Below are 23,906 nucleotides of genomic sequence, written 5' to 3'. Positions count from 1 at the left end.
CGGCGATCCGCCTCGCCGTCACTCGACCTCGATGATCCCGCGCGCGCCCATCTCGGCGTCGACCATGTGGTGCGTGACGACCGTGTAGCTGCCGGGCTCGGCGAAGGAGAGCTCGACGAAGCCGCCCTGGGAGGGGCCGAGCGCGAGGGCCTGCGATCCCCCGTCGCCCGTGGCACCGCCGTCCCGCAGCAGGTAGTCGCCCTCGGTCCACACCGTGTCGAACTGGCCGCCGATGACGTGGAACGCGGTCGGCCGGTTCGGGCCCAGGTCCATCACCCAGAACCGGACGCGTTCGCCGACCCGGGCCTCGAGGGGGTCGTGCAGGTACTGGTCGACGTACCCGTTGAAGGTCATCGCGCTCGGCCGCTGCGCGGCGAGGGCCTCGGTGTCGAGCGCGCCGCCCTCGGCGCCGAGGTAGAGCTCGGACTGGGAGATGACGTAGCTGCGGTCGACCTCCGGCAGTCCCTCCGGCTCGATGACCACCGTGCCCGCCATTCCCGAGGCGATGTGCTGCGAGGCCGGCGCCGTGCCGCAGTGGTACATCCACACCCCCGAGCGGTTGGCGGTGAAGGTGTAGGTCAGCGACTCGCCCGGCGCGATCGTGCGCATCGGGCCGTCCGGCGCCACCTCGGAGGCGTGGAAGTCGAGCGAGTGGCCCATGGTCCCCTCGTTGACGATGGTGATCTCGAACGTGTCGCCGACCCGGCCATGGAGGGTCGGCCCCGGCGCGGAGCCGTCGAACGTCCACATCTGCTGGGTCACTCCGGGCGCCACCTCGATCACCTCTTCCGTCATCGACCACGTCTCCCGGTGCGTGACCGGGCCCTGGTCCTCCGGGAGCGGCTCGAGAGAGGCGTCGCGGGCCTCGAACTCCTCCGGCGGGACAGCGGCGGGGTCGACTGTCGCGTTCTCCGACACGTCGGAGGACGAGCCGTGCTCGCCGTGCGCGGCCGAGGAATCGGCGTCATCGCCCGTGGACGCGTCCACCACCCCGCCGGAGACGACGACGTCGAGGATCATGCCCTGCTGCCGGTGACCGATGATCGAGCACCACCCCTCGAACGACTCCCCGACGACGCCGACCTCGAGCGTGGCGCTCTCGCCCGGTGCCAGGCGCGGGGTGGAGTGGCCGGTCGGCAGGACGAGGTCGTGGACCTGACCGGCGTCGGAATTGGTCACCTCGAGGATCAGCTCGGTGCCCGCCTCGACCTCGATGCGGTCCGGGGTGAAGGTCATCCCCTCGGCCACGACCTCGACGGTCTCCGTCCGCCCGTTGGCCGGGACCGAGGAGGCGGAGGCGGTGCCGAGCCCGGCCGCGGTGGGGTCGACGAGCACCCCCGCGACGACGACGCCGAGCACCGCGACGAGCACGCCCGCGAGCTGGGGGCGGTGCGAGGCGGAGGTGGCGGCGGCGGGCGCGGTGCCGTCGGACATCGCGGAGAGCCCGACGCGTGCCGCGTCGGTCGTGCCGCCCGGGGCGGGGTCGGTGGGTGGCACCGCGGGGGTCGTCGTCGGGCCTGTCGCCGTCGGGCCGGTGCGCTTGCGACGCGCGGCGCGGACGGACCCGACCGTGACCGGGACGAACGCGGCCATCGCCACGAGGTAGGCGACCGAGGCGAGGACCCGGACCGCGGAGGGCACCGGGAGGACGCAGATGAGGAGCATGGCGTTGGCGACGCCCACCCGCAGCGCCGCCCCCCGGTCCATCGCCGCGTTCGCCGCGCGGGCCGACGCCGGGCCCCGGCTCAGCTGGACCGGCAGCAGGTAGGACATCGCGCCGATGAGCACCTGGGCACCCGCGCCGGCCGCGAGGTAGGGGGCGACATCGTCGAGCGCGGCCGCGGCGGGCGCGAGGTCGCCGGGGATTCCGCGCAGCGCGCCGACGACCAGCCAGGTGAGGCACGCGAGCAGCCACAGGACGCCGGCGGCGACGGACCAGGCGGCGTACGTCGTCGGACGCTTGTGCACCGCGGTGCGGGCCATCCGGGCCACGGACCAGGCGGTGCCGACCGCGTAGCCGGCGAGGCCGAGCGCGAGGACCTCGGGCCGGCCGGTCAACGCCCCGGCGGCGGCCACGGCGAGCCCACCGGCGAGGACGAGCAGCGAGCGACGGGCGACGGTGACGGCGCCGTCGAGCATGCGGGTGCGCAGGATCGTCGGCCACAGGGTGACGAGGGTGCCGAGGATCGTCAGCCCCATCCAGCCCAGGACGTTGACGAGGGCGTGCGCGAGGATGAGCCGGTCGTAGGTCTGCCCGGCCGGGTCGCGCGCGAGGAGCACGCCGAGCGTCGCCCCCACGCAGAGGAACGCGACGGACGCCAGGTAGTACCGCACCGTGACCGCGAACCGGGACCCGAGCGCCCGGCGCAGCCGGACGGCGAGCGAGGCCCCGTGCCAGAGCACGGCGGCCGCGACGAGCGCGGCCCCGACGAGGACGAGCGCCCAGGTGTCCGTGAGGATCCCGGCCACGACGACGGCGGCACCCCCGTTGCTCAGAGCGAGCCGGATGTCCTGCGCGCGGCGGTCGGTCCCGGCCCGCAGCAGCGCGGTGGCGAAGTACTCGCTCCACACGAGGATCGAGTGCGTGATCGCACCGAGGAAGAAGAGGTGGAGCATGAGCCAGCGCGGCGCCGGCACCCACGGGTGGACGAGGACGGCGACGACGAGTGCGGCGAGCCAGACGAGCGCGGGCAGGTCGCGCAGCGGGCGGAAGCCGCGCGCGGACGGGGATCTCACGGACGGGTCCTCTCGGACGTGCGGGGCGCGGCGGTGGTCCGCCCCGCGGTGAGGGCCGCGACCACGGCGACCAGGACGAAACCCAGGAGCGCGACGACCGTGGCCGTCGAGCCGATGCGATGGACCACGGTGAGGCCCATGCCGTCGCCGAGCCACACCCGTGCGAGCAGCCCGAGGTGGAGGAGGCCCGCGGGCACCCACATGGCGCGGTGGTAGGGCAGCGGGCGGCGGACGACGGCGGGCAGGATGACGCTCGCGTGCGCCATCACCATGCTGAGCGCGAAGCCGACGAACACGCAGTGGATGACGGCGTCGTAGGCCGCGTCGGCCGGCGGGCCGAGCAGCCAGATCGCCCCCGCGACCGCGAGCCAGGCGAACCCGGCGAGCATCGCGGCCGCCATGAAGCGGGGCTGACCCGGACGGCGGACCATGCGCCGGGCGACGTCGTGGACCGCGAGCCAGCCCGTGAGCCCGAGCGTCGCGGCGCCCGCGAGCGGGAACCCGACCGCGGGCCACAGCAGCGCGACCGCGCACGCCGCGGCGAGCGCGCCGACGAGCCCGACGAGCACCCGCCCGGCGCTGCGCGGCATGGCGACGCGGGCGAGCTCGAGCCGCTCGCCCCCGATCGTCGCGACGACGAAGACCGCCAGCCACAGGTGCAGCACCTCCATCCCGATGCCGCGGGCGCCGAGGATCGCGGCGCCGGCGGCGAGGACGGCACCGAGGAGCTGGACGAGCACGGCGTCGTCCCGGGTGCGCCGCCACAGGGGCAGGTAGGTGACGGCCAGAGCGACGGCACCGGCCGCGAGGAGCAGGCGACCCTCTGCGCGCCCGGCGAGCAGGGTGAGGCCGCCGGCCCCGAGCAGAGCGGGGGCCAGGTAGCCCCAGGTCCGGTCGAGGGCGACGGAACGCTCGAGCGCGATGACCGTGCCGAGGAAGCCGAGCGTCATCAGCCAGCCGTGCTCGTCGGCGAGCACCCCGGGCAGGTCGGGTGCGAGACCGAGCAGGGCGAGCGCGCCGCCGAGCCCCGCGAGCATCGCGAGGCCGCCAGGGAGGAGCAGGAGCGCGCGGGCCGGGAGCGGCCGGGCGGTTCGTGGGTGGGCGGCCGGCGAGGCCGGGGTCGTGCCGTCCGTCCCCGTGGTGCCCGGCCGGGCTGCCGGGGGCGGAGCGGCGCGCGTCGCGGTCTCGTCACTCATCGCTGCCGCCGACCCGCAGCACGCACGTCCCGGGGGAGGCGAACGGCTCGAGCGAGGTGGGCACATCCCCGGCGCCCCGCGCCTCGAGCGCCCCGCGGACGAGCCCGTGGTGGACCGCGCACACCACCTCGGGCGTCTCGGCGGCGGCCTCGAGGAGCGGGCACGAGTGCAGCGTGACGCGCGGCGTCCCCGCCTCGTGCTGCGGCTCGTAGCCGAGCCGGCGCATGAGGTCGACGACGATCGCGGTCGGGGACGAGGGGGTCTCGTCGTCGGCGCTCGTCGCGCCCTCGGCCGGCTCGAGATCGGCCGCCCAGGCGCGACCTGCCTCGTGCGCGATCGATCCCGCGTCCGGCAGGCCGGTGAGCGAGCGCGCGAGGGCGGAGGCGAGACCGGCGTAGCCGGCGTCGTCGGGCCGGGCGGGACGCCAGACCCACGGCGGCCGGCCCCGTCCGGTCGCGGTGCCGCGGGAGCGCTCGACCAGACCCTCGTCGAGCAGCGCCTCGAGGTGGCCGCGCACGGTGTTCTCGTGCAGGCCGGTGAACCGGGCGATCGCCGAGAGCCGGACGCCCCGGTTGCGGCGGACGAGCTCGAGCACCTGGGCGCGCGAGTGGGAGTGCGCGCGCCGGTTCTGCGGCCCGGACCCGGATGTTTTTTCCACGGGGTTCATCGTAGTAAAGTTTGAGCACGTCACCTACCGAGGAGGAGCACGATGAAGTCACACGTCGAGATCGGCGCCGAGACCACGAGCCAGGGCGGGTGCGCCTGCGGACACCACGACGACGGTGCCCTGCCCGAGCTGGACGTCCAGCAGATCCCGCACGCCGTCCGGCACGGCGCGATCTTCGGCGCGCTCGGCCAGCTGCGCCCCGGGGGTGGGCTCGTCATCCGCGCGACCCACGACCCGATTCCGCTGCTCGACCAGCTCGAGCAGCGTGCGCCGGGGGAGTATGCCGTCAGCTACCGCGAGCGCGGCCCCGAGGAGTTCGTCCTCGAGCTCAGGCGGAGTCGGGAGGGCTGAGTCTCGACCGCCCACCGGCGCGTCCAGCCTCGTCCGCGTGCGGGTCGGCGAGCGTGCGGACGAGGCGTCAGAACGCGCCGGTCAGCCGCATGAGGACGAGGCTGGCGACGGCGACGACGACCCAGAGCAGGCCGCCGAACGCGAGGGGACGCCAGCCCGCCCGGCGGAACGCGGCGAGGTCCGTCTGCAGCCCGATCGCCGCGAGCGCCATCGTGATGAGGAACGCCGCGGCGTCCCCCGCGAACGGCTGGACCGAGCCGGGGATCGCGCCGAGCGTGGTCAGCGCGGCCATGAGGAGGAACCCGACGAGGAACCACGGGACGAGCCCGACGACGCCGGCCACCGTGAGCCTCTCGACGTTCTCGCCGGCACCGGCCGCGGCGCGGCGCTCCCGGCGCTGCTCGCGCACCGCGAGCGTGACCGAGATGGGGATGATCATCAGTGTCCGCGCGAGCTTGACGACGACGGCGTAGCTCGTGGCCGCCGCGCCGAACACGCTCGCCGCCGCGACGACGGACGACGTGTCGTTGACGGCCGTGCCCGCGAACAGCCCGAACGCCTCGTCGGACATGCCCAGTGCCCGGCCGAGCGGCGGGAAGAGGAGGACGGCGGCCACGTTGAAGAGGAAGATCGTCGAGACCGCGTAGGCGATGCTCGCACCCTTGGCCCGGATGACCGGGGCGGTGGCCGCGATCGCCGACGCGCCGCAGATGCCGGTACCGACCGTGATGAGCGTGCGGAGCTCGCCCGAGACCCCGAGGAGCCGGCCCAGCGGCACGGCGGCGAGGAAGCAGATCGCGAGCGTCCCGAGCATGACGGGCAGCGTGTCGACGCCGACCTCCCACACCCGGCCGAGCGACATGCCGATGCCGAGCAGGACGACCGCGAGCTGGAGGACCCGCTTGGCGGACAGGGCGAGGCCCGGCGAGAGCACCGGGCCCGGCCGGCGCAGCTGACCGAGCACGACGCCGATGACGATCCCCGCGACCGCGGAGCCCACCACCGGCACCGCGCGCCCGACGAGCGAGGCGAGCACCGCGATCGCGGCGGCGAGGGCGAGACCGGGCAGCTTCTCCCGAACGGCGTCGGACCGGGTGGCAGGCATGGTCGACAGGATGCGCCCGCCCGGCCGACCTGTGAGCGACGTGTCCGCGGACACGCGGGCTGACATCATCGAGGACGAGGCGCGGGCGCCGCGCCCGAGACGGAAGGAGCGTCGTGCCCGACCACGTCCCTGACCAGCTGGACCCCGCAGGGAGAGACCTGCGCGCCTACACCGACGAGCTACGGCCGGACCACCCGGTCGTGCGCAACGACCGCGAGCAGTGGGTGCTCCTGCGGCACGGCGACGTCGTCGAGGCCGCGCGGGACGCCCAGCGGTTCTCGAGCGCGGTCTCCGCCCACCTGCAGGTGCCCAACGGCCTCGACGGCGACGAGCACCGAGCGGTCCGTGAGGCGACCGACCACTTCTTCTCGCCCGGCGAGCTGGCCGGGCTCGAGCCGGTCCTGCGCACGATCGCCCGCGAGCTCGTGGCGGGCGTGGGGCCCGGGGAGATCGTCGACGCCGTCGAGCTCGGTGCGCGGTTCGCCGTGCGCGCCCAGAGCGCGTGGCTCGGCTGGCCGGTGGAGCTCGAGGCGCCGCTCCTGGACTGGGTGGCCGAGAACCACGCCGCCACCCGCTCGCGGGACAGGGCGCGCACGGCCGCGGTGGCGGCGGCGTTCGACGAGATCATCGCCTCCGTGGTCGAGCCGCGGCGCGCGCTCGGCGACGAGGCGCCGGACGACGTGACGACGCGCCTCATGCACCAGGACGTCGCGGGCCGCGTCTTCAGCGACGACGAGATCACGTCGATCCTGCGGAACTGGACCGGGGGAGATCTCGGGTCGATCGCCCTGTGCACCGGCGTCGTCGTCGCGTTCCTCGCCGCGGAGGAGAGGCACGTCGAGCACCTGCGTGCCGCGGACCCCGCCGAGCTCGAGTCCGCGATCGACGAGATCCTTCGGATCGACAACCCGTTCCTCTCGAACCGTCGGCGGACGGTATGCCCCGTGCGCGTCGGGGGCGCGGACATCCCTGCCGGGGACGTCGTCACGCTCCACTGGACGTCCGCCAACCGGGACGAGTCGGTGGTGGGCGATCCGGACCGGTTCGACCCGGAGGGCAACGCCGGGCACAACCTCGTCTACGGCACCGGCCCGCACGTCTGCCCGGGCCGGCCGCTCGCCACGATGGAGCTGCGCGTCCTCACCGAGGAGCTGCTCGCCCGGGGCGGGGCGATCACCTGGGCCGGCGAGCCGGAGCGGGAGACCGCACCGCTCGGCGGCTACCGCCGGGTGCCGGTCGTCCTCGGCTGACGGGGCGCACGGCCGTCCGCCCCGGGGCCGCGCGCGGCGGGCGGGTCAGATCGGACGGATCACGCGCGCGGGGTTGCCCACGGCGACGACGCCCGCCGGTACGTCCTTGGTGACGACCGCGCCCGCGCCGATGACGGAGTCGTTCCCGATGGTGACGCCCGGGCAGACGATGACGCCCCCGCCGAGCCACACGTTGTCCCCGATCGTGATCGGCGCGGCGGCCTCGAGCTTCGCCCGGCGCGGCTCGGCCGCGACCGGGTGCGTGGGCGTGAGGAGCTGGACGTTCGGCCCGATCAGGCAGTCCTGCCCGATCGTCACCGCCGCCACGTCGAGCACCATGAGGTTGTAGTTGACGAACGAGCCGGCGCCGATCGACACGTTGCTCCCGTAGTCGACGTAGAGCGGGGGCCGGACCTCGACGCCGTCGCCGACGTGGCCGAGGAGGCGGCGCAGCAGCTCCGGGGCGGTGCCGTCGGCCGCGCTGTGCGCCCGGTGGTAGGCCTCCTGGAGGCGGCGGGCCTCCTCCTGGAGGCGCTCGAGCTCGGGGTCGTCGGCGACGTAGAGGTCTCCGGCAAGCATCCGCTCGCGGTTCGACCGGGGGTCGCCCGGGAAGTGGTGGGAGGTCGCGTCCGGCTCGGGGTCAGGCGTCGTCACGTCGACGAGCGTAGGCGAGGGCCCTGCGCGCCCGGAGCCCGTGCAGGACGAGCCAGACGATGAGGGCCACCTCGCCCACGAACGAGATCGTGCTGACCTCGAACGCGCCCGCGGGGCCGACCTGTGACACGACGGCGTCGACCACGTACCCGGCTCCCGCGACGACGACGAGCGCGGCGAGCCACCGCGGTGCGCCGGCGAGCCGCCACAGCAGCACGCCGACGCCGACCAGCGAGAGTCCGAAGACACCGAGGGCGAGGTCGCAGATCCGGTCGAACCGCTCGGCGTCCCCGGCGACCACGAGGCCGGCCGCGGCGTACCCGAGGACGAGGCCGTAGCCGAGCCGCAGCGCTGCGGAGACGCGGGCGAGGGTGCGACCGGCGGGCTCGAGCACGGGGATGAGCGCGAGCGCGACGACGACGTCGAGCGCGGCGACGACCAGCATGAGCCAACCGGCGACCGAAGTTCGGCCGTCCGGGAGGAAGGCGAACGTGGCGATCGGCGCGAGCACCGCCATCGCGGTGAGGGCCGCGGCGGCGACGAGGGACGGCCGTGCCGACCGGCGTGTGCGTGCCGTGCCGGGCGTGAGCGGCGCGGCGGCGGTGGACGGGGCGGGGGAGATGGGGAAGACGGGGGTGCTCGAGCGCATGTGTACTTAGTACACTATCGGTGGGTCGGCGACAAGAGGCTCGACCCGCGCGCGGGCGCGCCACCCCGGGCTCGCGAGTGCGGCGTGGTGTCCTGGCCCGAGCTCGAGGGGGCGGCGAGGTGCGCACGTGCGCGACGCGCACGGCCCGAGGTGGACGACGTGCGCGAAGGAGATGGAGGTCGTCATGGAGGACCGGACGAGCGCGGGGCGCCCCCGGGCCCGGCTGAGCCGGGAGCGGGTGGTGAGCGCCGGCGTCGGGCTCGCGGACCGGGACGGACTGGGGGCGCTGACGATGCGATCGCTCGCCGACGAGCTCGGCGTGCGGCCGATGGCCCTCTACCGGCACGTGGCGCACAAGGAGGAGCTGCTCGATGCGCTCGTCGACGCGGTCTTCGACGAGATCGTGCTCATGACGCCGGGGGAGGAATGGCGAGACGAGCTGACCCGGCGCTGCCGCTCGATGCGGGCGGCCCTCGGGCGGCACTCGTGGGCGCTCGCGCTCATGGAGACGCGCAGCAGCCCCGGACCCGCCACGCTCGAGCATCACGAGAACGTGCTCGACGTCCTGCGGACGGCCGGGTTCTCGGTGCCGGCCACGGCCCATGCCTACGCGGTGGTGGACGCGTTCGTCTACGGCTTCGCGCTGCAGGAGGCCGAGCTCGCGGCGGCCGGCATCGGCGAGGCGGAGCAGACGCTCAGCGGGATCCCGCTCGAGCGGGTGCCCCGGATGGCGGAGCTCGCCCAGGAGCACGTCCTCGCGCCCGGCTACGACTTCGGCGACTCGTTCGAGGTCGGCCTGACGATCGTGCTCGACGGGCTCGAGCGGCTGCGCCACGAGGGGTAGCGGGCACGTGGCCGTGACCCGCCGTGGGCATCCCGTGGCGCGACGCCCCGGTGCTCGTCGTGCCGATCGCCCGGGTCACCCCTGCCCGTGGGTGCAGGCCCCGGGGAACAGGACGCTCATCCGTGCGGCGACCACCCCGCGCGCACGCGCCCGATCGTCCGGCCCGCCCTCGATGAGCAGTTGGCCGCACAGTCCGTCGGCGAGAGCGAGCAGCGCGACCGCCTCCGCCTGCGGATCGACGTCGGCCGGGTCAGGGACCTCGCCGCACTCGGTGCCGTTCCGCACCGCACCGGCCAGGCGGTCGCGGATGATCCGGGAGAACTCACGCTGGTGGCCGCGCAGCGCCTCGTCGTCGAGGGCGAAGGTGGCGAACGAGAGCCGGAGCCGCGCCTCCTCCTGCCGCCCGGCGTCGAGGGGGAGCAGCTGCTCGAGACCTGCCCCGATCATGTGCTCGATGCGGGCGCCCCTCGACTCCGCGAGCGCGGTCGCGCGGTCGACCCGGGTCTGGACGTCGGCGAGCACGCGGCGGAGGGTGTCCACCAGCAGGTGCTCCTTCGACTCGTAGTAGTGCTGGACGAGCCCGACCGAGACGCCCGCCGCCCGCGCGGCCCCGCTCATGGTCACGCCGGCGAGCCCGACCTCCAGCGCCGAGCGCCGGACTCCCGCGCAGATCTGTGCGCGCCGGGCGTCGTGGTCGGCGGTGCGGGGCATGTCGGCACCCTAATAAAAGTATGAACGTATTGCTATGGTCGTCCGATGACTCGACGACGTGTGGCAGCAGCAGCTCTGTCGATGATGCTCGTGGGCGCGGCGGTCCCGGCGGCGGGTTCCGTGCCCGACCCGGTCCCGGTCGAGAGTGCGGCTGAGGGCGAGATCCTTGCGGAGGATGAGGAAGCGGCGGGCGGTGACGGCCCGGTGGAGGCCTACCTGCGCGAGTGGCAGGAGGAGAACGGCCTGCCCGGGGTGGCGGCGGCCGTCGTCGACGGGGGCGACGTCGAGACCCACGTGCTCGGCGAGGACGGCGACGGCGACCCCGTCACGTCATCCACGCCCTTCCTCGTCGGAAGCGTCGCCAAGTCGATGACGAGCGCCGTCGTGCTCCAGCTCGTCGACGAGGGGGAGCTCGCCCTGAACGACCCCGTGCGGGACCACCTCGACGAGGTCGAGCACGACGCGACCGTCGAGCAGCTGCTCACCCATACGGCCGGCTACACGGCCGCCGACGGTCTCGACGTCTCCGAGCGCGGGCGCAGCGAGGAGGGTGTGACCGACGGCGCCGGCCGGCTCGAGCACTCCGGGACGATCGGCGAGTACGCCTACAGCAGCGCGAACTACCTCGTGCTCGGTGCCCTCGTGGAGGAGGTGACCGGGCAGCCGTTCGCCGACGTGCTGCACGAGCGCGTGACCGGGCCCGCCGGCATGGCGGGCACGGGAGCGAGCGGCGAGGAGGGGATCGACCTCCCGCCGGGGCACCGCCAGATGCTCGGGCTCGGCGTCTCCCACGCCCCGCCGGCGGAACCCTCGGGCGCGCCCTACGGCTACGTCGTCTCCACGCTCGACGACCTCGTGGCCTACGCGGCCGCCCAGCTCGAGGGCGAGCTGCGCCCGGGCGGGACGCGGGAGAGCGCCTGGTCGCCGCAGGTCGAGTCCGGGCCCGACCAGTCCTACGGCTACGGCTGGCGCATCGACACGGACGCCGAGCCGACGCACGTGCACCACACGGGAGCGACCCCCGGCTACTTCGCGCACGTCCTGCCCGTCCCGGACGAGGACCGCGCCGTCGTGGTCCTCGCGAACGCGTACGCCGAGAGCCGTGCGCCGAGCCTCGCGGCCGCGGCGGCGGACATCGCTGCCATCGACGACGGCGGGGAGGCGACACCCTCGGGCGGCGACCCGTTCCTCTCCGCCCTGCCCTGGGTGCTGCTCATGCCCGTCGGGCTCGCCGTGCTCTCCCTCGTCGCGCACGGTCTCGGGCGTCCGCGCGGCCGCACCGGCCGGATCGTCCTCGGCGTGGTCGCCGCCGCGATGGTGGTGCTGCTCGCACTCGCCCCGAGCCTCCAGGGCGCGACCTGGCACGTGCTCCGCGTCTGGACCCCGGACGCCGCTGTCCCCGCGGTCGCCGGCATCGTCGGATGGGTCGTCGTCGCGCTCGTCCTCGTCGTCACGGGACTGCGTCGTCGGGCACGGACGAGAACGGCCCCCGAGCAGCGTGTCCGCTGATCAGGGGCCGTGCCGTACGGGTGGGCGATACTGGGTTCGAACCAGTGACCTCCCGGACTCGCGTCACTGGGTGTGACCTGCGATCTAGCCCGTCAACCTGCGGATACTCGGAACAGTAGCGCGCGCCTCCACCGGACACAAGGGGACACGAGTAGCCTATGAAGGGACACGTAGTGGACACGATCTGAGGACGGCACCAGTGGCGCGACGACAGTTCGGACAGATCACCAAGCTGCCGAGCGGGCGGTACCGGGCGCGGTACACGGACCCTGAGGGGCGACGCGCACCCAACGGAGATCCGCTGCGCCACAACGCCCCGTGGACGTTCGACACGAAGGGCGATGCGGAGGCGTGGCTCGTCGACGAGCGTCGCCTCGTCGGGGCGGGAGCGTGGACCTCGCCGGCCGACCGCCGGGCGGCTCAGGAGGCCGCCAGGAAGGCCGTTGTGTCGTTCGGGCAGTACGCGGAGGCGTGGCTGCGGGATCGGGACCTCAAGCCCCGCACGCGCGCCCATTACCGGAACCTGCTCGACCGCCTGCTCCTCCCGCAGCTCGGCGGCCTCGGCCTCGGCAGCGTCACATCGACGCAGGTGCGCCAGTGGCACACGCTGACCGCGACAAGCACGCCGACGATGCGAGCGCACGCCTACGCCCTGCTGCGTACGATCATGGGCCAGGCCGAGCGCGACGAGCTGATCTCGAGGAACCCGTGCCAGATCCGCGGAGCGGGGACCGCGAAGCGATCGAGGAAGATCCGACCGGCGTCGCTCCCCGAGCTCGAGTCCCTCGTCGTCGCGATGCCGGAGAAGTACCGGAGCATGGTGCTCGTGGCCGCGTGGTGCGCGCTGAGGTTCGGCGAGCTGGCCGAGCTCCGTCGTCGCGACGTCGACCTCAAGCTCGGGTTGCTGCGGATCCGCCGGGCGGTCGTCCGCGTCAACGGGCGGACGGTCGTCGGCACGCCGAAGTCCGAGGCCGGCGTCCGCGACGTCGCGATCCCGCCGCACCTGGTGCCGGCGATCCGCGACCACCTCGACGACCACGTCCGCCCGGGCAAGGATGCGCTGCTGTGGCCCGCCGCCGACGGCGAGAGCCACCTCGCGACCTCGACGCTGTACCGGTCGTTCTATCCCGCCCGGGAGGCCGCAGGACGGCCCGATCTTCGCTGGCACGACCTGAGGCACACAGGCGCCGTACTGGCCGCTCAAACCGGCGCCACGCTCGCTGAGCTCATGGGCCGGCTCGGGCACTCGAGCCCGGGCGCCGCGCTGAGATACCAGCACGTCGCCCAGGGCCGCGATGCCGAGATCGCCGCGGCGCTATCCAAGCTCGCGGGGGGAGGTGCAGCGTGATGGAAGACAAGGCGACCGTGAATCGACGCGTCGGGGACGAGCGGCCCCGCTGGACAGCCGTCGCCCGCCTCCTGCGGAAGTCTGACGGCAGGGGTCCAGCGCTCGAGTATCGGTGCTCGTCCGCGCGGCGGGGCAGCAACCGCGGCTGCCTACTCCTGGCTGTGTACGCCATGAACGATGGGACACACCTGCTGTACCGCCCGGCGGAGCGCGCGCACGGGCGCCGAGTGCCCGAGAGCACCACCGACTTCGCGATCCCGCTCGACGATCTCGCAGTGCTCGCCGGGTCCTCGTCGCTGGCGAATCTCACGAGCTGCCGACACGTCTCGCACGTCTCGCGCGTCCTCACCGTCGCCGCGATCCGCTCGGACCTCGACGCGGGACGCCGGCACGTTGTACTCGGCGACACACCGGGCGGACCCGTTACGCATCAGGTGCAGTCCTGACCGGTAGAGTCCGGTCTGTCAGTACGTAGCGCTTGCACTGGAGAGTGCGGACGCGGGAGAGATAGCGACCCGCCGGACCCCGAAGGGGGACGGCAGTCATGCCCTCCAGCACTCCAGTCCTCGACCGACAGCACGCCGCCGACAGGTCGACGCCGACCGAACGGCGTTGGGTGTCACAGGCAGTCGCCGCCGAACACCTCGGCATCACCGATCGCACCATCCGGCGCATGATCGCCGCCGGCGAGCTGCCGGCCTACCGCGTCGGCAAGCGGATGCTGCGTATCGACCTCAACGACGTCGACGCCCTGCTCCGCCGCATCCCCACGACGGGCGGTGGTGCCCGATGAGCGCATCGCGCCACGAGGCCCTGCTCGACGAGGGCCGACACCTGTACGACCTCGCACTCGCCGACGGTGTGGACAGCGGCCGCTACCGGCTGATCCCGGGGGGCGAGGGCTGCGTCGCCGCCGGACCGATGTTCGCCATGCTGCCGCCGGCCTCGTGGATCGCGGCGCAGATCGACCGTCACGTCGCGGTGGGCGGTGGTCGCGTTGCTTGAGCCCAGAAACACCGCCGCCCCCGGTGGAGAGACCGAGGGCGAGCGGAACAACTTCCAGGGTGGCGACCCGCGATCGAGTCTACCGACCACCGTCGACGTCGGCCCGGTCGCCACGCCCCTGCCGACGTTCACTCCCGAGGATGCGGCCGCGTGCGCGAACGGGGCGTTCGTGGTCGTCACGCACACCTACGCCGACCGGCACGTGCGTCGCGTGCACCTCACTCTCGCGGCCGCCGAACGTGCTGTTCGTCGCGCCGAGGACCGGGGCCACGTCGCGCACATCGTGCTCTCGCGCATCGTCCCCGTGGGGGTGGTTCGGTGATCTCGCCAGACCTGTGGGCGATGGCCCCGCGCGCTCAGGAGATCGCGCTCGAGTGGTACGAGGCCGGCTATGTCGCCGGGGTCGAGGTCGGTCGCCGGCGAGAGGAGTCCGAGCTCGCCGCGATCCAGCGGGTCGCGGTCGCGTCCGCTCGAGGTGCTGCCGACCGAGGTCCGTATGCCGATCTCGCCGAGCGTCGTGGTGAGCACGAACGTGCGGTTCGTCAGCGGGCGTTGCTCGCGGATCGGGGGATCGCGTGAGCGACGACAAGCTGAGCATCTACTCCCTGTTCGACAAGCCGGCCGCGGAGGACGCCGCCGGTGGAGAAGACCCGTTCGAGGTCGGCAGGGACGTCGCGGACGTCGCGCATGTCGCGGAGTCCGTGGAACACGTGGACGGCGAGGACCGGGAGTGGCCCGAGGCGGTTGAGCCTGGTGCGGGCGAGGCCGTGCACGACAACGTCGTGGAGGACGGGTCTGCGGTGCTCGACGAGCTCGAGGCGTTCGTTCGTCGGTTCTGCGTCCTGCCGTCCGAGCATGCCTACGCCGCTGTTGCTCTGTGGGCCGCGCACACGCACTTCGTCGACCAGCTCGAGACGACCGGCCGGCTGGCGTGCCTGTCCCCGGAGCCGGGCTCGGGCAAGACCCGGGTGCTCGAGGTGCTCGACGTGCTGTGCGCGAACCCGCTGCTCGCGCTGGACCTGTCGATGTCGGCGTTCTTCCGGATCGTCGACGAGCAGAAGCCGACCATCCTGCTCGACGAGGTCGACGCGATCTTCACCGGTAAGTCCAAGGCCGAGGGGACCGAGGATCTGCGGCGCGTGATCAACAACGGCTATCGGGTCGGCGCGGTCGTCCAGCGGGTCGGCGGGAAGAACAGGGACGAGGTCCAGTCCTTCCGCGTGTTCACCCCGGTGGCGATGGCCGGGCTGGGGAACCTGCCCGACACCCTGATGTCGAGGTCCATCGTCCTGCCGATGAAGCGCCGCGCGCCCGGAGAGCGGGTCGAGCCCTGGCGCGACCGCCTCCACCGCCCGACCGGCGAGGCGATCCAGGGCCGGCTGTCCGAGTGGGCCGGGTCGACCGGTGAGCTCGTCTACCCGTCGATGCCCGAGGGCGTGGAGGACAGGGACGCGGACGTGTGGGAGCCGCTGATCATGGTCGCCGACGCGGCCGGCGGATCGTGGCCCGAGCGGGCACGTGCCGCGTGCTTGCAGTTCGTGGCCGACAAGCCGGCCTCGAGCGTGAGCCTCGGGGTACGGCTGCTCGGGGACCTGCGCTCGGTATGGCCGGCGGGGGAGTCGGTGATGTCCACCGCGGACATCCTCACCGCCCTGGGCGAGCTCGACGAAGCCCCGTGGGCCGACCTGTACGGCGAAGGGCTCAAGCCGCGCAAGCTGGCCCAGATGCTCACCGGCTACGGCGCGAGCTCGACCGACGTCCGCACCCCGTTCGGAGTGCGGAAGGGGTACCGGCGCGAAGACCTCTGGGATGCCTGGCAGCGGTACCTGCCTACAGGTTCCCCGGAGAAGCGCGACATCCGCGACACGGGCGACATCGCAGGTCACAGCGTTGCGGAAGCTGTCGCGGATTCCGCGACACCCGCGGAGAAGCGCGACACGATCCGCGACACCGATCAGACCTCTGACCAGGGCAAACAGTCCAGTGTCGCGCTTGTCGCGGATGTCGCCCTTCCTGGCGAGACACGCGGGGAACCGCAGGCCGCGACCACCTGCTCGGTCTGCGGGACCGCCCTCGCGTTCGACGACGGCACGGGCACACACCCGTCCTGCGACACCGGGAGTGCCGCATGACGACCCCGCTGCCCATGACCGCGACCGAGGACCAGCTCGCCGCGCACGCCCGGCTGCTCGCGGAGATCGCGGCGGCCGACCATCGCGACGTTCCGTGCCTGACGAACCCGGACCCGCTGTGGACGACGGAGGACGCCGACGACGCCCGGTTCGTCGCCCGGCTGTGTGCCGACTGCCCGCTGCTGGACCGGTGCCGCGACTACGCCCTGACGTTCCACGAGCCCGTGGGCGTCTGGGGCGGCCTAACCCCCACCGAGAGACGACAGACCCGACGGAGGACCGCATGATCCCGATCCCGACTGATCTCCCGCCGTGGCCGTGGGACGAGCCCGAGGCGGACACCACGTGCCCGCGGTGCGGCCGCGAGCTCGCGTACCCCGCGACCGTCCGGTGCACGTGCTTCGGCGCCGGCGAGAAGGCGAGCACCTGGTGACCGCCCGTAGCGCGAACCCCGGCCGGCGTCGGGTCCGCGGGCCGGGGCGCCCGCCGCAGGAACCGGCCGTGAAGCCGGTGGTTCCGGCCAGCGGCATCCCGAGCCCGTTCCGCGTCGACGGCGCTCTCGTCTCCGACCGGATCCCCGCGGCCCTGACCGCGACCGAACGTGCCGACGCCATCCGGCGCGCGGCGCACGCCCTGACCCCACAGACCTCCGTCGCCGCCCGGCGTCGGACCGCACAAGAGGAGAACTGACATGCCTTACGACCCCACCCCGCCGAACTGGCGGACCCGCGAGCACCCGCTCAACCAGCTGCTGCACGACCTCGGTTCGTCGGGCGGTACGCCCACGAAGGCCGAGCTGGACACGATCCCGGTCGCCGCCCGCGCCGAGGTCACCAGCGCCGCGCGGAAGATCAACGCCCACCGGGAGACCGGCGACTTCCTCGCTGCCCGTCGGGAGGCCGAGGACGCCCTCGGCCGGCTCGGCGAGCGCTACGGACACCTCGAGCTGCCCGAGCCCGAGCCCGCCCCCGAGCCGACCGACCTCGACGGCCTCGCGCGTCGCATGTTCGGCAACTACTGACAGGAGAGCGACCCATGATTCTCGACCTGAGAGAGAAGCCCCGCCCCGACATGAAGTCGATGATGCAGCTGCTCGACACCCTCGACGAGCTCGGCTGCAACCTCGACCACCCCGAGATCGCCGCGGCGCGCAAGCTCGCCGAGCGCGACCGGGAGATCGCCACGACCGCGACCGCCGACCTGGCCGGCTCGGACGCACTCACCACGACGACGGCACAGAAGTACGCCGAGGGCACCATCGGCGTGGACGAGGTCCGTTCCGCGGCGGTGGCCGCCACGCTCGCCGCCGACCGGTCCAGCGCCCTGCACGGCATCTACACCAAGGCCCGCGCGCGCCTGGCATCTCGGGCGCGCACCGCGCTCGCCGAGCTCGAAGACCGGTGGGTCACCGAGATCCTGCGCCCCGTGGTGGACGAGCTCGCCGCCCGCGTGCTGGCCGACATCCCGGCCAGCATGGCGGCGACGATCCGGCCCGGCGACCGGAACTCCGACGCCCTGCTCACGGGCCGGGTCGAGGCACAGCGCGCGTATGCACGACTGCGTCAGGCACACTCCGTCGCCATCCAGCTGCGCCGGCTGCGCTGCATCGCGGCCACCGAACGGGAGACGTCGTGCTGGGAGTGGGACACGTCGATGGGACACCGCGGACGCCCCGACGACACCCTCGCCGGCTTCGTCCACATCGCCCAGGGCGGGTCCACCCCGGGCATCTACACCGAGACCGAGGCCGCCCGGGCCGAGGCCGCCGACCCCACCAGCGTGGTGGATGCCGCCGACCAGGCCCGCCAGCGTGACCGGCGGGTCATCTACCCGTACAGCCGATAGGAGATCGAGATGACGAACGTCGAAGTGCAGTACCTCCGCACGAACGGCCGGCACACCGTCGGGGAAGTAGGGATCATCCCGGCCGCCCGCGCCGACCACCTCGTCGCCGCCGGGCACGCGATCAGGCTCCACCCCGTCGCGGGTGAGAGCCACGTCGGGTCCGGGGACGACGCCCCCGACCCACCCGCGGCGTGAGCCTCCACCAACTCCCGGCCGCCGAGCCGGGGATCGTGCGTCAACGTCACCGTGAAGCGAACCCGGGTGAACGCGTCGCGGAACGATGGTCGGAGAGCGATCACCTCCAGCGATGACCCGACCAGCGCACGACGGCGACTCGGCCGGACGTGACTCAGTGAGTCCGTTCGGTCGAGTCGTCCGCGCTGACGCGATGTTCGTCGACGCGATGTTCGTCGACGCGACGACGAGGAACGCGACGAGCTCGCGCCGCCGAAGTATGGTGAGCGAGCACCGACCGCCGACGAGGGTGGGGGGTGACCCCCCGCCCCTCGGTCGCCCTCCTACCGCCGGATAGCAGTTCCGAAACTGCATGCGGCGCTCCCTCGTTTTTCTCGGGCCCGACGAGCCTCCTGTGCGCCGATCTGAGCCACTTTCGCTCCCCGGACCACCGGCGCGCCCCTCCGAGACTCTTCGAGGTCCTAGATCCTTGCGACGATGGACGGGCCTGCGTTTACGCAGGTCAAGCGTGAATAAGCGGACGCTCTGCGGTAGTATGGGGCGCGTGGTCCTCACCTGCATGCAGTGCTCCGAACCTCTGCCGATCGGTGGTCGCGGGCGCCCGCGGAAGTACTGCACCGAGGCTTGCCGGAAGCGATACGAGCGCGCCGGCCGCCTCCCGGTCGAGCTGACTTCACGGGACCGGTGGGTCCGCCGGTTCGGCAAGCGCCCCGTCACGGTCGCCGGCTTCGCCGCCTCGGTCACCGACCCGACGACCTGGACGTCGCACACGGCCGTGAAGAGCTCGACCCGGGGCGACGGCATCGGCTTCGTCCTCGGTGACGGGATCGGTGCGCTCGACCTCGACCACGTCCTCGACACCCGTGGCCGGCTCGACCCGGCGGCCGCCGAGCTCCTGGCATCCCTGCCGCGGACCTACGTGGAGATCTCGCCCTCGGGCCGCGGGCTCCACGTCCTCGGACTGCTCCCCGAGGCCCCGGGGACCGTGCGCACCGTGAACGGCGTCAGCGTCGAGACCTACAGCCGCGACCGGTACGTCACCGTGACCGGGAACCGGTGGGCCGGCTCGGCGAGCACCCTCGGAGACCTCAGCCCCGCATTGGACTGGTGAGGCTCAGAATCGACGGTCGAGATCTAGGTCGTTGATCTTCGGGTCCGTGAGCGCCAACGCGATCTGCTGGGCTCCATATCCGATCTGGTGCACCGCCTTGGCGAGCTGACGGATCTCGTCGGAATGCGCACGCTCGGACAGTTCGGCAGCCGTTGTTGTCCCGTTGCCGATATTGGCTCGGGCTTCGTTCAAAGCCTCTCTGCGGGTCTGCATGGCGTCTCCTCGTCGAGTTGGTGCCAGGAGCCATGACGCTATCTGGCGGCGCAGCTATGCGCGAGCCGCTCAGGGAGGCCCAGGGGTACACAGAAGCGCGTACCCCTGGGCGACCCTCAGCGGCCCGCTGCGACGGCGTCCTCGGCCTGCTGGGCGAGCGCGAGGAGGGTGGTCCCGATCTCGCGTGCCTGCGCGGCCGTGATGACGTCCTGTGCGCCGCCCTCGAGCCATACACCGACCGGCTCGTCGGGCTCGTGACCGTCGTGGTTCTCGACGTCGGAGACATACGCCTCGAGGGACCCTCCGCGGTAGGAGAGCCTGACTGGCGTGGATCGGTGGATCGTCCACACCCCGTCGTCGGTCGTGCACACGTCGGGGTCGCACCAGGGTCGGTGCGTCGGGATCGTGGCCGTGGTGATCATCGGTCCGTCCCCTCAAGCAGGTCCGCGGTCTCCGCGATCGACCGGGCCAGCGCCCGAGCCTCGGCGGCCGTGAAGCGCAGCTCGACGTCGTCAGCCTGGTAGAGCACGACGGCCGCCGGCTCGCGAGGCCCGGCCCAGCAGAAGACGTCCACCTGCCGGGCGTGCCAACCCCCGTTGACGTCGTCCCACTTCGGGGCGAGGCTGCGGACCGTGCTGTCGTCCTCAGACTGGCAACGCTGGTCGTCGACGTGGACCTCGTCGACGTGCCCGTCGCCGTCGCGACACCAAGGCTGGCAGACGATCGGCGGGACTTTCGGGCGGGTCGTGGTCGTCGTGGTCGTGGTGCTCATTGCGGGTCCCCTTCATCGGGGGGCCGACCGTGGACACGTGTGGGACACGCGGACCAACGAGAACGGCCCCTGACTCTGCGTCTCCGCAGGTCAGGGGCAGTCTCGTACTGGTGGGCGATACTGGGTTCGAACCAGTGACCTCCTCGGTGTGAACGAGGCGCTCTACCACTGAGCCAATCGCCCGCGCCCTGCCGCTCGCGCGACGGGGACGGTCGTCAACTCTATCCGATCGACGGCCCTGATCACGACCTCGACGGACGTGACAGCGTTCACCCTCCAGACAGGCCCGGTTGGTTTGAGTTTTGCCGGGACCGATGGTTAAGGTTCTGGTCGCACGAGGGGCTGCCACGCGGCCCAGGTGCGATGCGGATGTGGCTCAGGGGTAGAGCATCACCTTGCCAAGGTGAGGGTCGCGGGTTCGAATCCCGTCATCCGCTCGGAGGTCCCACCACCACGTGGGAGCATGTCCCCGAGAGGGGGCATGGACCTCATGGTGGCGTGGCCGAGAGGCGAGGCAGCGGCCTGCAAAGCCGTACACACGGGTTCGAATCCCGTCGCCACCTCGGGCGATTGGCGCAGCGGTAGCGCGCTTCCCTGACACGGAAGAGGTCACTGGTTCGATCCCAGTATCGCCCACCGGACGAAGCCCCCGACCAACAGGTCGGGGGCTTCGACGTTTCCGGCCGAGCGCCCCTCCGATGCCGTCCAGGGAGCCGCATGACGATCGTCACCCTGCGCCCGTCGCGTCCCGACGACGGCCGCGTAGGCCGTCAGGAGTCCTCGAGGATCGACGGGTCGTACCGCACGTCGTCGGCGGAGTCGACCCCGAGCTCGTCGAGCGTGATCTCGCGGACGATGATCCGCAACCAGTTCATCTCGCACTCGAACTGCTCGTCCGGCTCCGTCGGTGCGACAGCATGGCCGCCGACCGCTCCCGTCCCGTCGGTGACCACGCGGAGGGACTCGTCGCAGACCGGCTGGGCGTAGGTGAGGACGACGGAGGTGTCGAAGTCGACGTCCGCGGTCAGGGTCTCGGTCTCGATCTCGGGGGACGGGAGGCCGTCGAGCCACGCGTCGTACTCGTCCTGGGTCCGGATGAGAGCGGTGATCTCGTCGACGGGGACGTCGCCGATCGGGTCGGGCTCCTCGCTCCAGCCGCCGACGCCGGTCCCGACCGTGGTCAGGCTCTCGGGCTCCGTCGGCGCGGTCCCGGTGGGGTCCGCGACGTCGTCGCCGCATGCTGCGAGCACGAGCACGGCCCCGAGGACGCCGAGCGCCGCGAGCCTCGTGCGGGGTGGCCGCCTGTCCGTCGTCGTGGCCCTCGCCGGTCGCGTCGTCATCCAGCTCCCCGTTCGTCGTGTCCCTGCCGCCCCGATCGTCCCCCGAGGTCACCGGCTCGCGTGGGCGATATGCACGGGTACTGCTGCCCGGGCGTCGGTAGCATGGGCCGGCACCCGTCCCCGTTCCTAGGAGCCCCGCATGTCTGCAGCGCCCGTGTCCGTCCGCCTCGACGACGAGCTGCTCGAGGTGACCACGGGGACGACGGGTGCCGACCACTTCGCGGACCGTCGCGACGTCGTCGCCCTCCGGGTGGACGGTGAGCTGCGCGACCTCGTCACCGACCTCGGGACGCTGCCGGACGGCGCCGTCGTCGAGGGCGTGACGATCGACAGCCCGGACGGACTCTCGATCCTGCGGCACTCCGCGGCCCACGTGCTCGCCCAGGCGGTCCAGCAGGTCAACCCGGAGGCCCGCCTCGGCGTGGGCCCGCCGATCACGGACGGCTTCTACTACGACTTCGACGTCGACGAGCCCTTCACGCCCGAGCAGCTCAAGGAGCTGGAGAAGGTGATGGGGCGCATCGTCAAGGAGGGGCAGACCTTCGTGCGCCGCGTCGTCACCCTCGAGGAAGCGAACGCCGAGCTGGCCGGGGAGCCGTACAAGCTCGAGCTCGTCGCGCTCGCCGGCGGTCCCGGCTCGGGCGGGGCCGCCGAGGACGGCACCCAGGTGGCCGAGGGCGCGAGCGTCGAGGTCGGCGGCGCCGAGCTGACGATCTACGACAACGTGCGGCGCGGGGGAGAGGTGGCCTGGGGCGACCTGTGCCGGGGCCCGCACCTGCCGAGCACGAGGCTCATCGGCAACGGCTTCAGGCTCATGCGATCGGCCGCCGCGTACTGGCGCGGCTCGGAGAAGAACCCGCAGCTCCAGCGCATCTACGGCACCGCGTGGCCGACGAGGCCCGAGCTCACCGCCTACCTCGACCGGCTCGCCGAGGCGGAGCGCCGCGACCACCGCCGGCTCGGCTCCGAGCTTGACCTGTTCTCCTTCCCGGACGAGATCGGGTCCGGCCTGCCGGTGTTCCACCCCAAGGGCGCGATGATCCGCATGGAGATGGAGGAGTACTCGCGTCGCCGCCACGTCGAGGCCGGCTACTCGTTCGTCCAGACCCCGCACATCACGAAGAAGAACCTCTTCGAGACCTCCAAGCACCTCGAGTGGTACGCCGACGGCATGTACCCGCCGATGCACATCGACGAGGAGGTCGGCGCCGACGGTCAGGTGACCAAGCAGGGCCAGGACTACTACCTCAAGCCGATGAACTGCCCGATGCACAACCTCGTCTACCGCTCGCGCGGCCGCTCGTACCGCGAGCTGCCCATGCGGCTGTTCGAGTTCGGGCACGTGTACCGGTACGAGAAGTCCGGTGTGGTCCACGGCCTCACCCGGGCGCGCGGCTTCACGCAGGACGACGCGCACATCTACACCACGCGCGAGCAGATGAAGGAGGAGCTGTCCGGTCTGCTCACCTTCGTCCTCGACCTGCTGAAGGACTACGGGCTCGACGACTTCTACCTCGAGCTCTCGACCCGCAACCCGGAGAAGTCGGTCGGCGACGAGCAGACCTGGGAGGACGCGTCCCGCACGCTTGCGGAGGTCGCGACCGAGTCCGGTCTCCAGCTCGTCGACGACCCGGGCGGCGCGGCGTTCTACGGGCCGAAGATCTCCGTCCAGGCCAAGGACGCGATCGGCCGCACCTGGCAGCTGTCCACCATCCAGCTCGACTTCTTCGAGCCCGAGCTGTTCGAGCTCGAGTACACGGCCGGCGACGGCTCGCGGCAGCGGCCGGTGATGATCCACCGTGCGCTCTTCGGCTCGATCGAGCGGTTCTTCGGCGTCCTGCTCGAGCACTACGCGGGCGCCTTCCCGGCCTGGCTCTCCCCGGTCCAGGTCCTTGGGATCCCCGTGGCGGAGGCCTTCGAGGGGCACCTGTCCTCGGTGGCGGACAAGCTCCGCGCCGAGGGTGTCCGGGTCGACCTCGACCTGTCCGACGACCGGTTCGGCAAGAAGATCCGCAACGCCGCGAAGGTCAAGGCCCCGTTCGTCCTCATCGCCGGCGGCGAGGACGAGGAGGCGGGCGCTGTGTCCTTCCGCTACCGCGACGGCAGCCAGCGCAACCAGGTGCCCGTCGACGACGCCGTTGCCGAGATCGTCGCCCACATCCGCTCGCGAGTGAACGCCGACCCGGCGGCACCGCACGACGCCTCGGAGGACGCCTCGGCAGGGGGCGCGGCCGACGCCTCCTCCGACGCCGGGGCCCCGGCGGGAGCCTGAG

The 23,906-nt window shown here is 72.7% G+C and carries 30 protein-coding genes and 4 tRNA genes; 22 read left to right on the top strand and 12 right to left on the bottom strand.

Going from position 1 to position 23,906, the window contains the following annotated elements; all coding sequences use genetic code 11:
* Window positions 1–18 precede the first annotated feature (18 nt).
* The 3 genes from ACZLMO_RS09890 to ACZLMO_RS09880 are packed head-to-tail and all read right to left on the bottom strand — an operon-like array spanning window position 19 to window position 4,590.
* Window positions 19–2,736: a multicopper oxidase domain-containing protein gene (locus ACZLMO_RS09890; protein ID WP_463653641.1), complete on the bottom strand. Its 2,718-nt coding sequence runs from the start codon at window positions 2,734–2,736 to the stop codon at window positions 19–21.
* A complete protein-coding gene (locus ACZLMO_RS09885) occupies window positions 2,733–3,932 on the bottom strand; it encodes a hypothetical protein (protein ID WP_463653640.1) in 1,200 nt (399 codons plus the stop codon). Before ACZLMO_RS09885 ends, ACZLMO_RS09890 begins: the two co-directional genes overlap by 4 nt.
* Complete coding sequence (locus tag ACZLMO_RS09880) at window positions 3,925–4,590, bottom strand: helix-turn-helix transcriptional regulator (protein WP_463653639.1); 666 nt, start codon at window positions 4,588–4,590, stop codon at window positions 3,925–3,927. Before ACZLMO_RS09880 ends, ACZLMO_RS09885 begins: the two co-directional genes overlap by 8 nt.
* Before the next feature lie 51 nt (window positions 4,591–4,641).
* Between ACZLMO_RS09880 and ACZLMO_RS09875 the strand changes: the two genes are divergently transcribed.
* Window positions 4,642–4,950, top strand: a complete 309-nt coding sequence (locus tag ACZLMO_RS09875) for a DUF2249 domain-containing protein (protein ID WP_425714112.1) — start codon at window positions 4,642–4,644, stop codon at window positions 4,948–4,950.
* Between the two features lie 67 nt (window positions 4,951–5,017).
* On the opposite strand, the gene ACZLMO_RS09870 is transcribed toward ACZLMO_RS09875, so the two are convergent.
* Window positions 5,018–6,055 carry a YeiH family protein gene (locus ACZLMO_RS09870; protein ID WP_463653638.1) on the bottom strand — a complete coding sequence of 346 codons (1,038 nt, stop codon included), beginning with the start codon at window positions 6,053–6,055 and terminating at the stop codon, window positions 5,018–5,020.
* Window positions 6,056–6,168: 113 nt separating this feature from the next.
* Here ACZLMO_RS09870 and ACZLMO_RS09865 point away from each other — a divergent pair, with 113 nt between their 5' ends.
* Entirely contained in the window at window positions 6,169–7,305 is a 1,137-nt protein-coding gene (locus tag ACZLMO_RS09865) for a cytochrome P450 (RefSeq protein ID WP_463653637.1), read from the top strand.
* Between the two features lie 45 nt (window positions 7,306–7,350).
* On the opposite strand, the gene ACZLMO_RS09860 is transcribed toward ACZLMO_RS09865, so the two are convergent.
* Window positions 7,351–7,884: a sugar O-acetyltransferase gene (locus ACZLMO_RS09860; RefSeq protein ID WP_463653663.1), complete on the bottom strand. Its 534-nt coding sequence runs from the start codon at window positions 7,882–7,884 to the stop codon at window positions 7,351–7,353.
* Between the two features lie 61 nt (window positions 7,885–7,945).
* Entirely contained in the window at window positions 7,946–8,608 is a 663-nt protein-coding gene (locus tag ACZLMO_RS09855; RefSeq protein ID WP_463653636.1) for a DUF4386 family protein, read from the bottom strand.
* A 127-nt stretch (window positions 8,609–8,735) separates the two neighbouring features.
* Between ACZLMO_RS09855 and ACZLMO_RS09850 the strand changes: the two genes are divergently transcribed.
* The gene (locus tag ACZLMO_RS09850) at window positions 8,736–9,452 is read left to right on the top strand and encodes a TetR/AcrR family transcriptional regulator (RefSeq protein ID WP_463653635.1); all 717 of its coding nucleotides are present in this window, start codon (window positions 8,736–8,738) and stop codon (window positions 9,450–9,452) included.
* A gap of 75 nt (window positions 9,453–9,527) precedes the next feature.
* Here ACZLMO_RS09850 and ACZLMO_RS09845 read toward each other — a convergent pair whose 3' ends face one another.
* Window positions 9,528–10,163 (bottom strand): TetR/AcrR family transcriptional regulator, encoded by a 636-nt coding sequence (locus ACZLMO_RS09845; protein ID WP_463653634.1) that lies wholly within the window; start codon window positions 10,161–10,163, stop codon window positions 9,528–9,530.
* A gap of 45 nt (window positions 10,164–10,208) precedes the next feature.
* Between ACZLMO_RS09845 and ACZLMO_RS09840 the strand changes: the two genes are divergently transcribed.
* The 15 genes from ACZLMO_RS09840 to ACZLMO_RS09770 all read left to right on the top strand — a co-directional run bounded on the left by ACZLMO_RS09840 (window position 10,209) and on the right by ACZLMO_RS09770 (window position 19,308).
* Complete coding sequence (locus ACZLMO_RS09840) at window positions 10,209–11,672, top strand: serine hydrolase domain-containing protein (RefSeq protein WP_463653633.1); 1,464 nt, start codon at window positions 10,209–10,211, stop codon at window positions 11,670–11,672.
* Between the two features lie 199 nt (window positions 11,673–11,871).
* A complete protein-coding gene (locus ACZLMO_RS09835; protein WP_463653632.1) occupies window positions 11,872–13,020 on the top strand; it encodes a tyrosine-type recombinase/integrase in 1,149 nt (382 codons plus the stop codon).
* A gap of 170 nt (window positions 13,021–13,190) precedes the next feature.
* A complete protein-coding gene (locus ACZLMO_RS09830; RefSeq protein WP_463653631.1) occupies window positions 13,191–13,466 on the top strand; it encodes a hypothetical protein in 276 nt (91 codons plus the stop codon).
* Window positions 13,467–13,564: 98 nt separating this feature from the next.
* Window positions 13,565–13,813, top strand: coding sequence for an excisionase family DNA-binding protein (locus ACZLMO_RS09825; RefSeq protein ID WP_463653630.1), 249 nt, complete (start codon window positions 13,565–13,567; stop codon window positions 13,811–13,813).
* Window positions 13,810–14,025 (top strand): hypothetical protein, encoded by a 216-nt coding sequence (locus ACZLMO_RS09820; RefSeq protein WP_463653629.1) that lies wholly within the window; start codon window positions 13,810–13,812, stop codon window positions 14,023–14,025. Before ACZLMO_RS09825 ends, ACZLMO_RS09820 begins: the two co-directional genes overlap by 4 nt.
* Window positions 14,018–14,347: a hypothetical protein gene (locus tag ACZLMO_RS09815; RefSeq protein ID WP_463653628.1), complete on the top strand. Its 330-nt coding sequence runs from the start codon at window positions 14,018–14,020 to the stop codon at window positions 14,345–14,347. The genes ACZLMO_RS09820 and ACZLMO_RS09815 overlap by 8 nt, the downstream gene beginning before the upstream one ends.
* Window positions 14,344–14,604: a hypothetical protein gene (locus ACZLMO_RS09810; RefSeq protein ID WP_463653627.1), complete on the top strand. Its 261-nt coding sequence runs from the start codon at window positions 14,344–14,346 to the stop codon at window positions 14,602–14,604. The genes ACZLMO_RS09815 and ACZLMO_RS09810 overlap by 4 nt, the downstream gene beginning before the upstream one ends.
* On the top strand, window positions 14,601–16,157 hold the full coding sequence (locus ACZLMO_RS09805; RefSeq protein ID WP_463653626.1) for a DUF3631 domain-containing protein: 1,557 nt from the start codon (window positions 14,601–14,603) through the stop codon (window positions 16,155–16,157). The genes ACZLMO_RS09810 and ACZLMO_RS09805 overlap by 4 nt, the downstream gene beginning before the upstream one ends.
* Window positions 16,154–16,444 carry a WhiB family transcriptional regulator gene (locus ACZLMO_RS09800; RefSeq protein ID WP_463653625.1) on the top strand — a complete coding sequence of 97 codons (291 nt, stop codon included), beginning with the start codon at window positions 16,154–16,156 and terminating at the stop codon, window positions 16,442–16,444. The genes ACZLMO_RS09805 and ACZLMO_RS09800 overlap by 4 nt, the downstream gene beginning before the upstream one ends.
* Entirely contained in the window at window positions 16,441–16,590 is a 150-nt protein-coding gene (locus tag ACZLMO_RS09795; protein ID WP_463653624.1) for a hypothetical protein, read from the top strand. Before ACZLMO_RS09800 ends, ACZLMO_RS09795 begins: the two co-directional genes overlap by 4 nt.
* Before the next feature lie 68 nt (window positions 16,591–16,658).
* The gene (locus ACZLMO_RS09790) at window positions 16,659–16,847 is read left to right on the top strand and encodes a hypothetical protein (protein ID WP_463653623.1); all 189 of its coding nucleotides are present in this window, start codon (window positions 16,659–16,661) and stop codon (window positions 16,845–16,847) included.
* Between the two features lies 1 nt (window position 16,848).
* On the top strand, window positions 16,849–17,178 hold the full coding sequence (locus ACZLMO_RS09785; RefSeq protein ID WP_463653622.1) for a hypothetical protein: 330 nt from the start codon (window positions 16,849–16,851) through the stop codon (window positions 17,176–17,178).
* A gap of 14 nt (window positions 17,179–17,192) precedes the next feature.
* Window positions 17,193–18,002 (top strand): hypothetical protein, encoded by an 810-nt coding sequence (locus ACZLMO_RS09780; protein ID WP_463653621.1) that lies wholly within the window; start codon window positions 17,193–17,195, stop codon window positions 18,000–18,002.
* 9 nt (window positions 18,003–18,011) lie between these two features.
* Window positions 18,012–18,197, top strand: a complete 186-nt coding sequence (locus tag ACZLMO_RS09775; protein ID WP_463653620.1) for a hypothetical protein — start codon at window positions 18,012–18,014, stop codon at window positions 18,195–18,197.
* 544 nt (window positions 18,198–18,741) lie between these two features.
* Window positions 18,742–19,308, top strand: a complete 567-nt coding sequence (locus tag ACZLMO_RS09770; RefSeq protein WP_463653619.1) for a bifunctional DNA primase/polymerase — start codon at window positions 18,742–18,744, stop codon at window positions 19,306–19,308.
* Window positions 19,309–19,311: 3 nt separating this feature from the next.
* Here the strand turns inward: ACZLMO_RS09770 and ACZLMO_RS09765 are convergent, their stop codons facing one another.
* The 4 genes from ACZLMO_RS09765 to ACZLMO_RS09750 form a co-directional block, all read right to left on the bottom strand.
* Entirely contained in the window at window positions 19,312–19,521 is a 210-nt protein-coding gene (locus ACZLMO_RS09765; RefSeq protein ID WP_463653618.1) for a hypothetical protein, read from the bottom strand.
* 116 nt (window positions 19,522–19,637) lie between these two features.
* Entirely contained in the window at window positions 19,638–19,943 is a 306-nt protein-coding gene (locus ACZLMO_RS09760; protein ID WP_463653617.1) for a hypothetical protein, read from the bottom strand.
* A complete protein-coding gene (locus ACZLMO_RS09755) occupies window positions 19,940–20,293 on the bottom strand; it encodes a DUF6907 domain-containing protein (protein ID WP_463653616.1) in 354 nt (117 codons plus the stop codon). The genes ACZLMO_RS09760 and ACZLMO_RS09755 overlap by 4 nt, the downstream gene beginning before the upstream one ends.
* A 108-nt stretch (window positions 20,294–20,401) precedes the next feature.
* Window positions 20,402–20,476, bottom strand: a tRNA-Val gene (locus ACZLMO_RS09750).
* A gap of 182 nt (window positions 20,477–20,658) precedes the next feature.
* On the opposite strand from ACZLMO_RS09750, the gene ACZLMO_RS09745 reads away from it, so the two are divergent.
* The 3 genes from ACZLMO_RS09745 (at window position 20,659) to ACZLMO_RS09735 (ending at window position 20,929) form a co-directional block, all read left to right on the top strand.
* Window positions 20,659–20,730: transfer RNA gene (locus tag ACZLMO_RS09745), tRNA-Gly, on the top strand.
* A 55-nt stretch (window positions 20,731–20,785) separates the two neighbouring features.
* A tRNA-Cys gene (locus ACZLMO_RS09740) sits at window positions 20,786–20,856 on the top strand.
* A gap of 1 nt (window position 20,857) precedes the next feature.
* A tRNA-Val gene (locus ACZLMO_RS09735) sits at window positions 20,858–20,929 on the top strand.
* A 134-nt stretch (window positions 20,930–21,063) separates the two neighbouring features.
* Here ACZLMO_RS09735 and ACZLMO_RS09730 read toward each other — a convergent pair.
* On the bottom strand, window positions 21,064–21,633 hold the full coding sequence (locus ACZLMO_RS09730) for a hypothetical protein (RefSeq protein WP_463653615.1): 570 nt from the start codon (window positions 21,631–21,633) through the stop codon (window positions 21,064–21,066).
* A gap of 139 nt (window positions 21,634–21,772) precedes the next feature.
* On the opposite strand from ACZLMO_RS09730, the gene thrS reads away from it, so the two are divergent.
* Window positions 21,773–23,905 carry a threonine--tRNA ligase gene (gene thrS / locus ACZLMO_RS09725; RefSeq protein ID WP_463653614.1) on the top strand — a complete coding sequence of 711 codons (2,133 nt, stop codon included), beginning with the start codon at window positions 21,773–21,775 and terminating at the stop codon, window positions 23,903–23,905.
* Window position 23,906: the final 1 nt, after the last annotated feature.

The organism is Georgenia sp. G2120, assembly GCF_055326485.1.
Note: the sequence above shows the minus strand (reverse complement) of the source record. Positions and strands in the feature narration are given on the sequence as shown.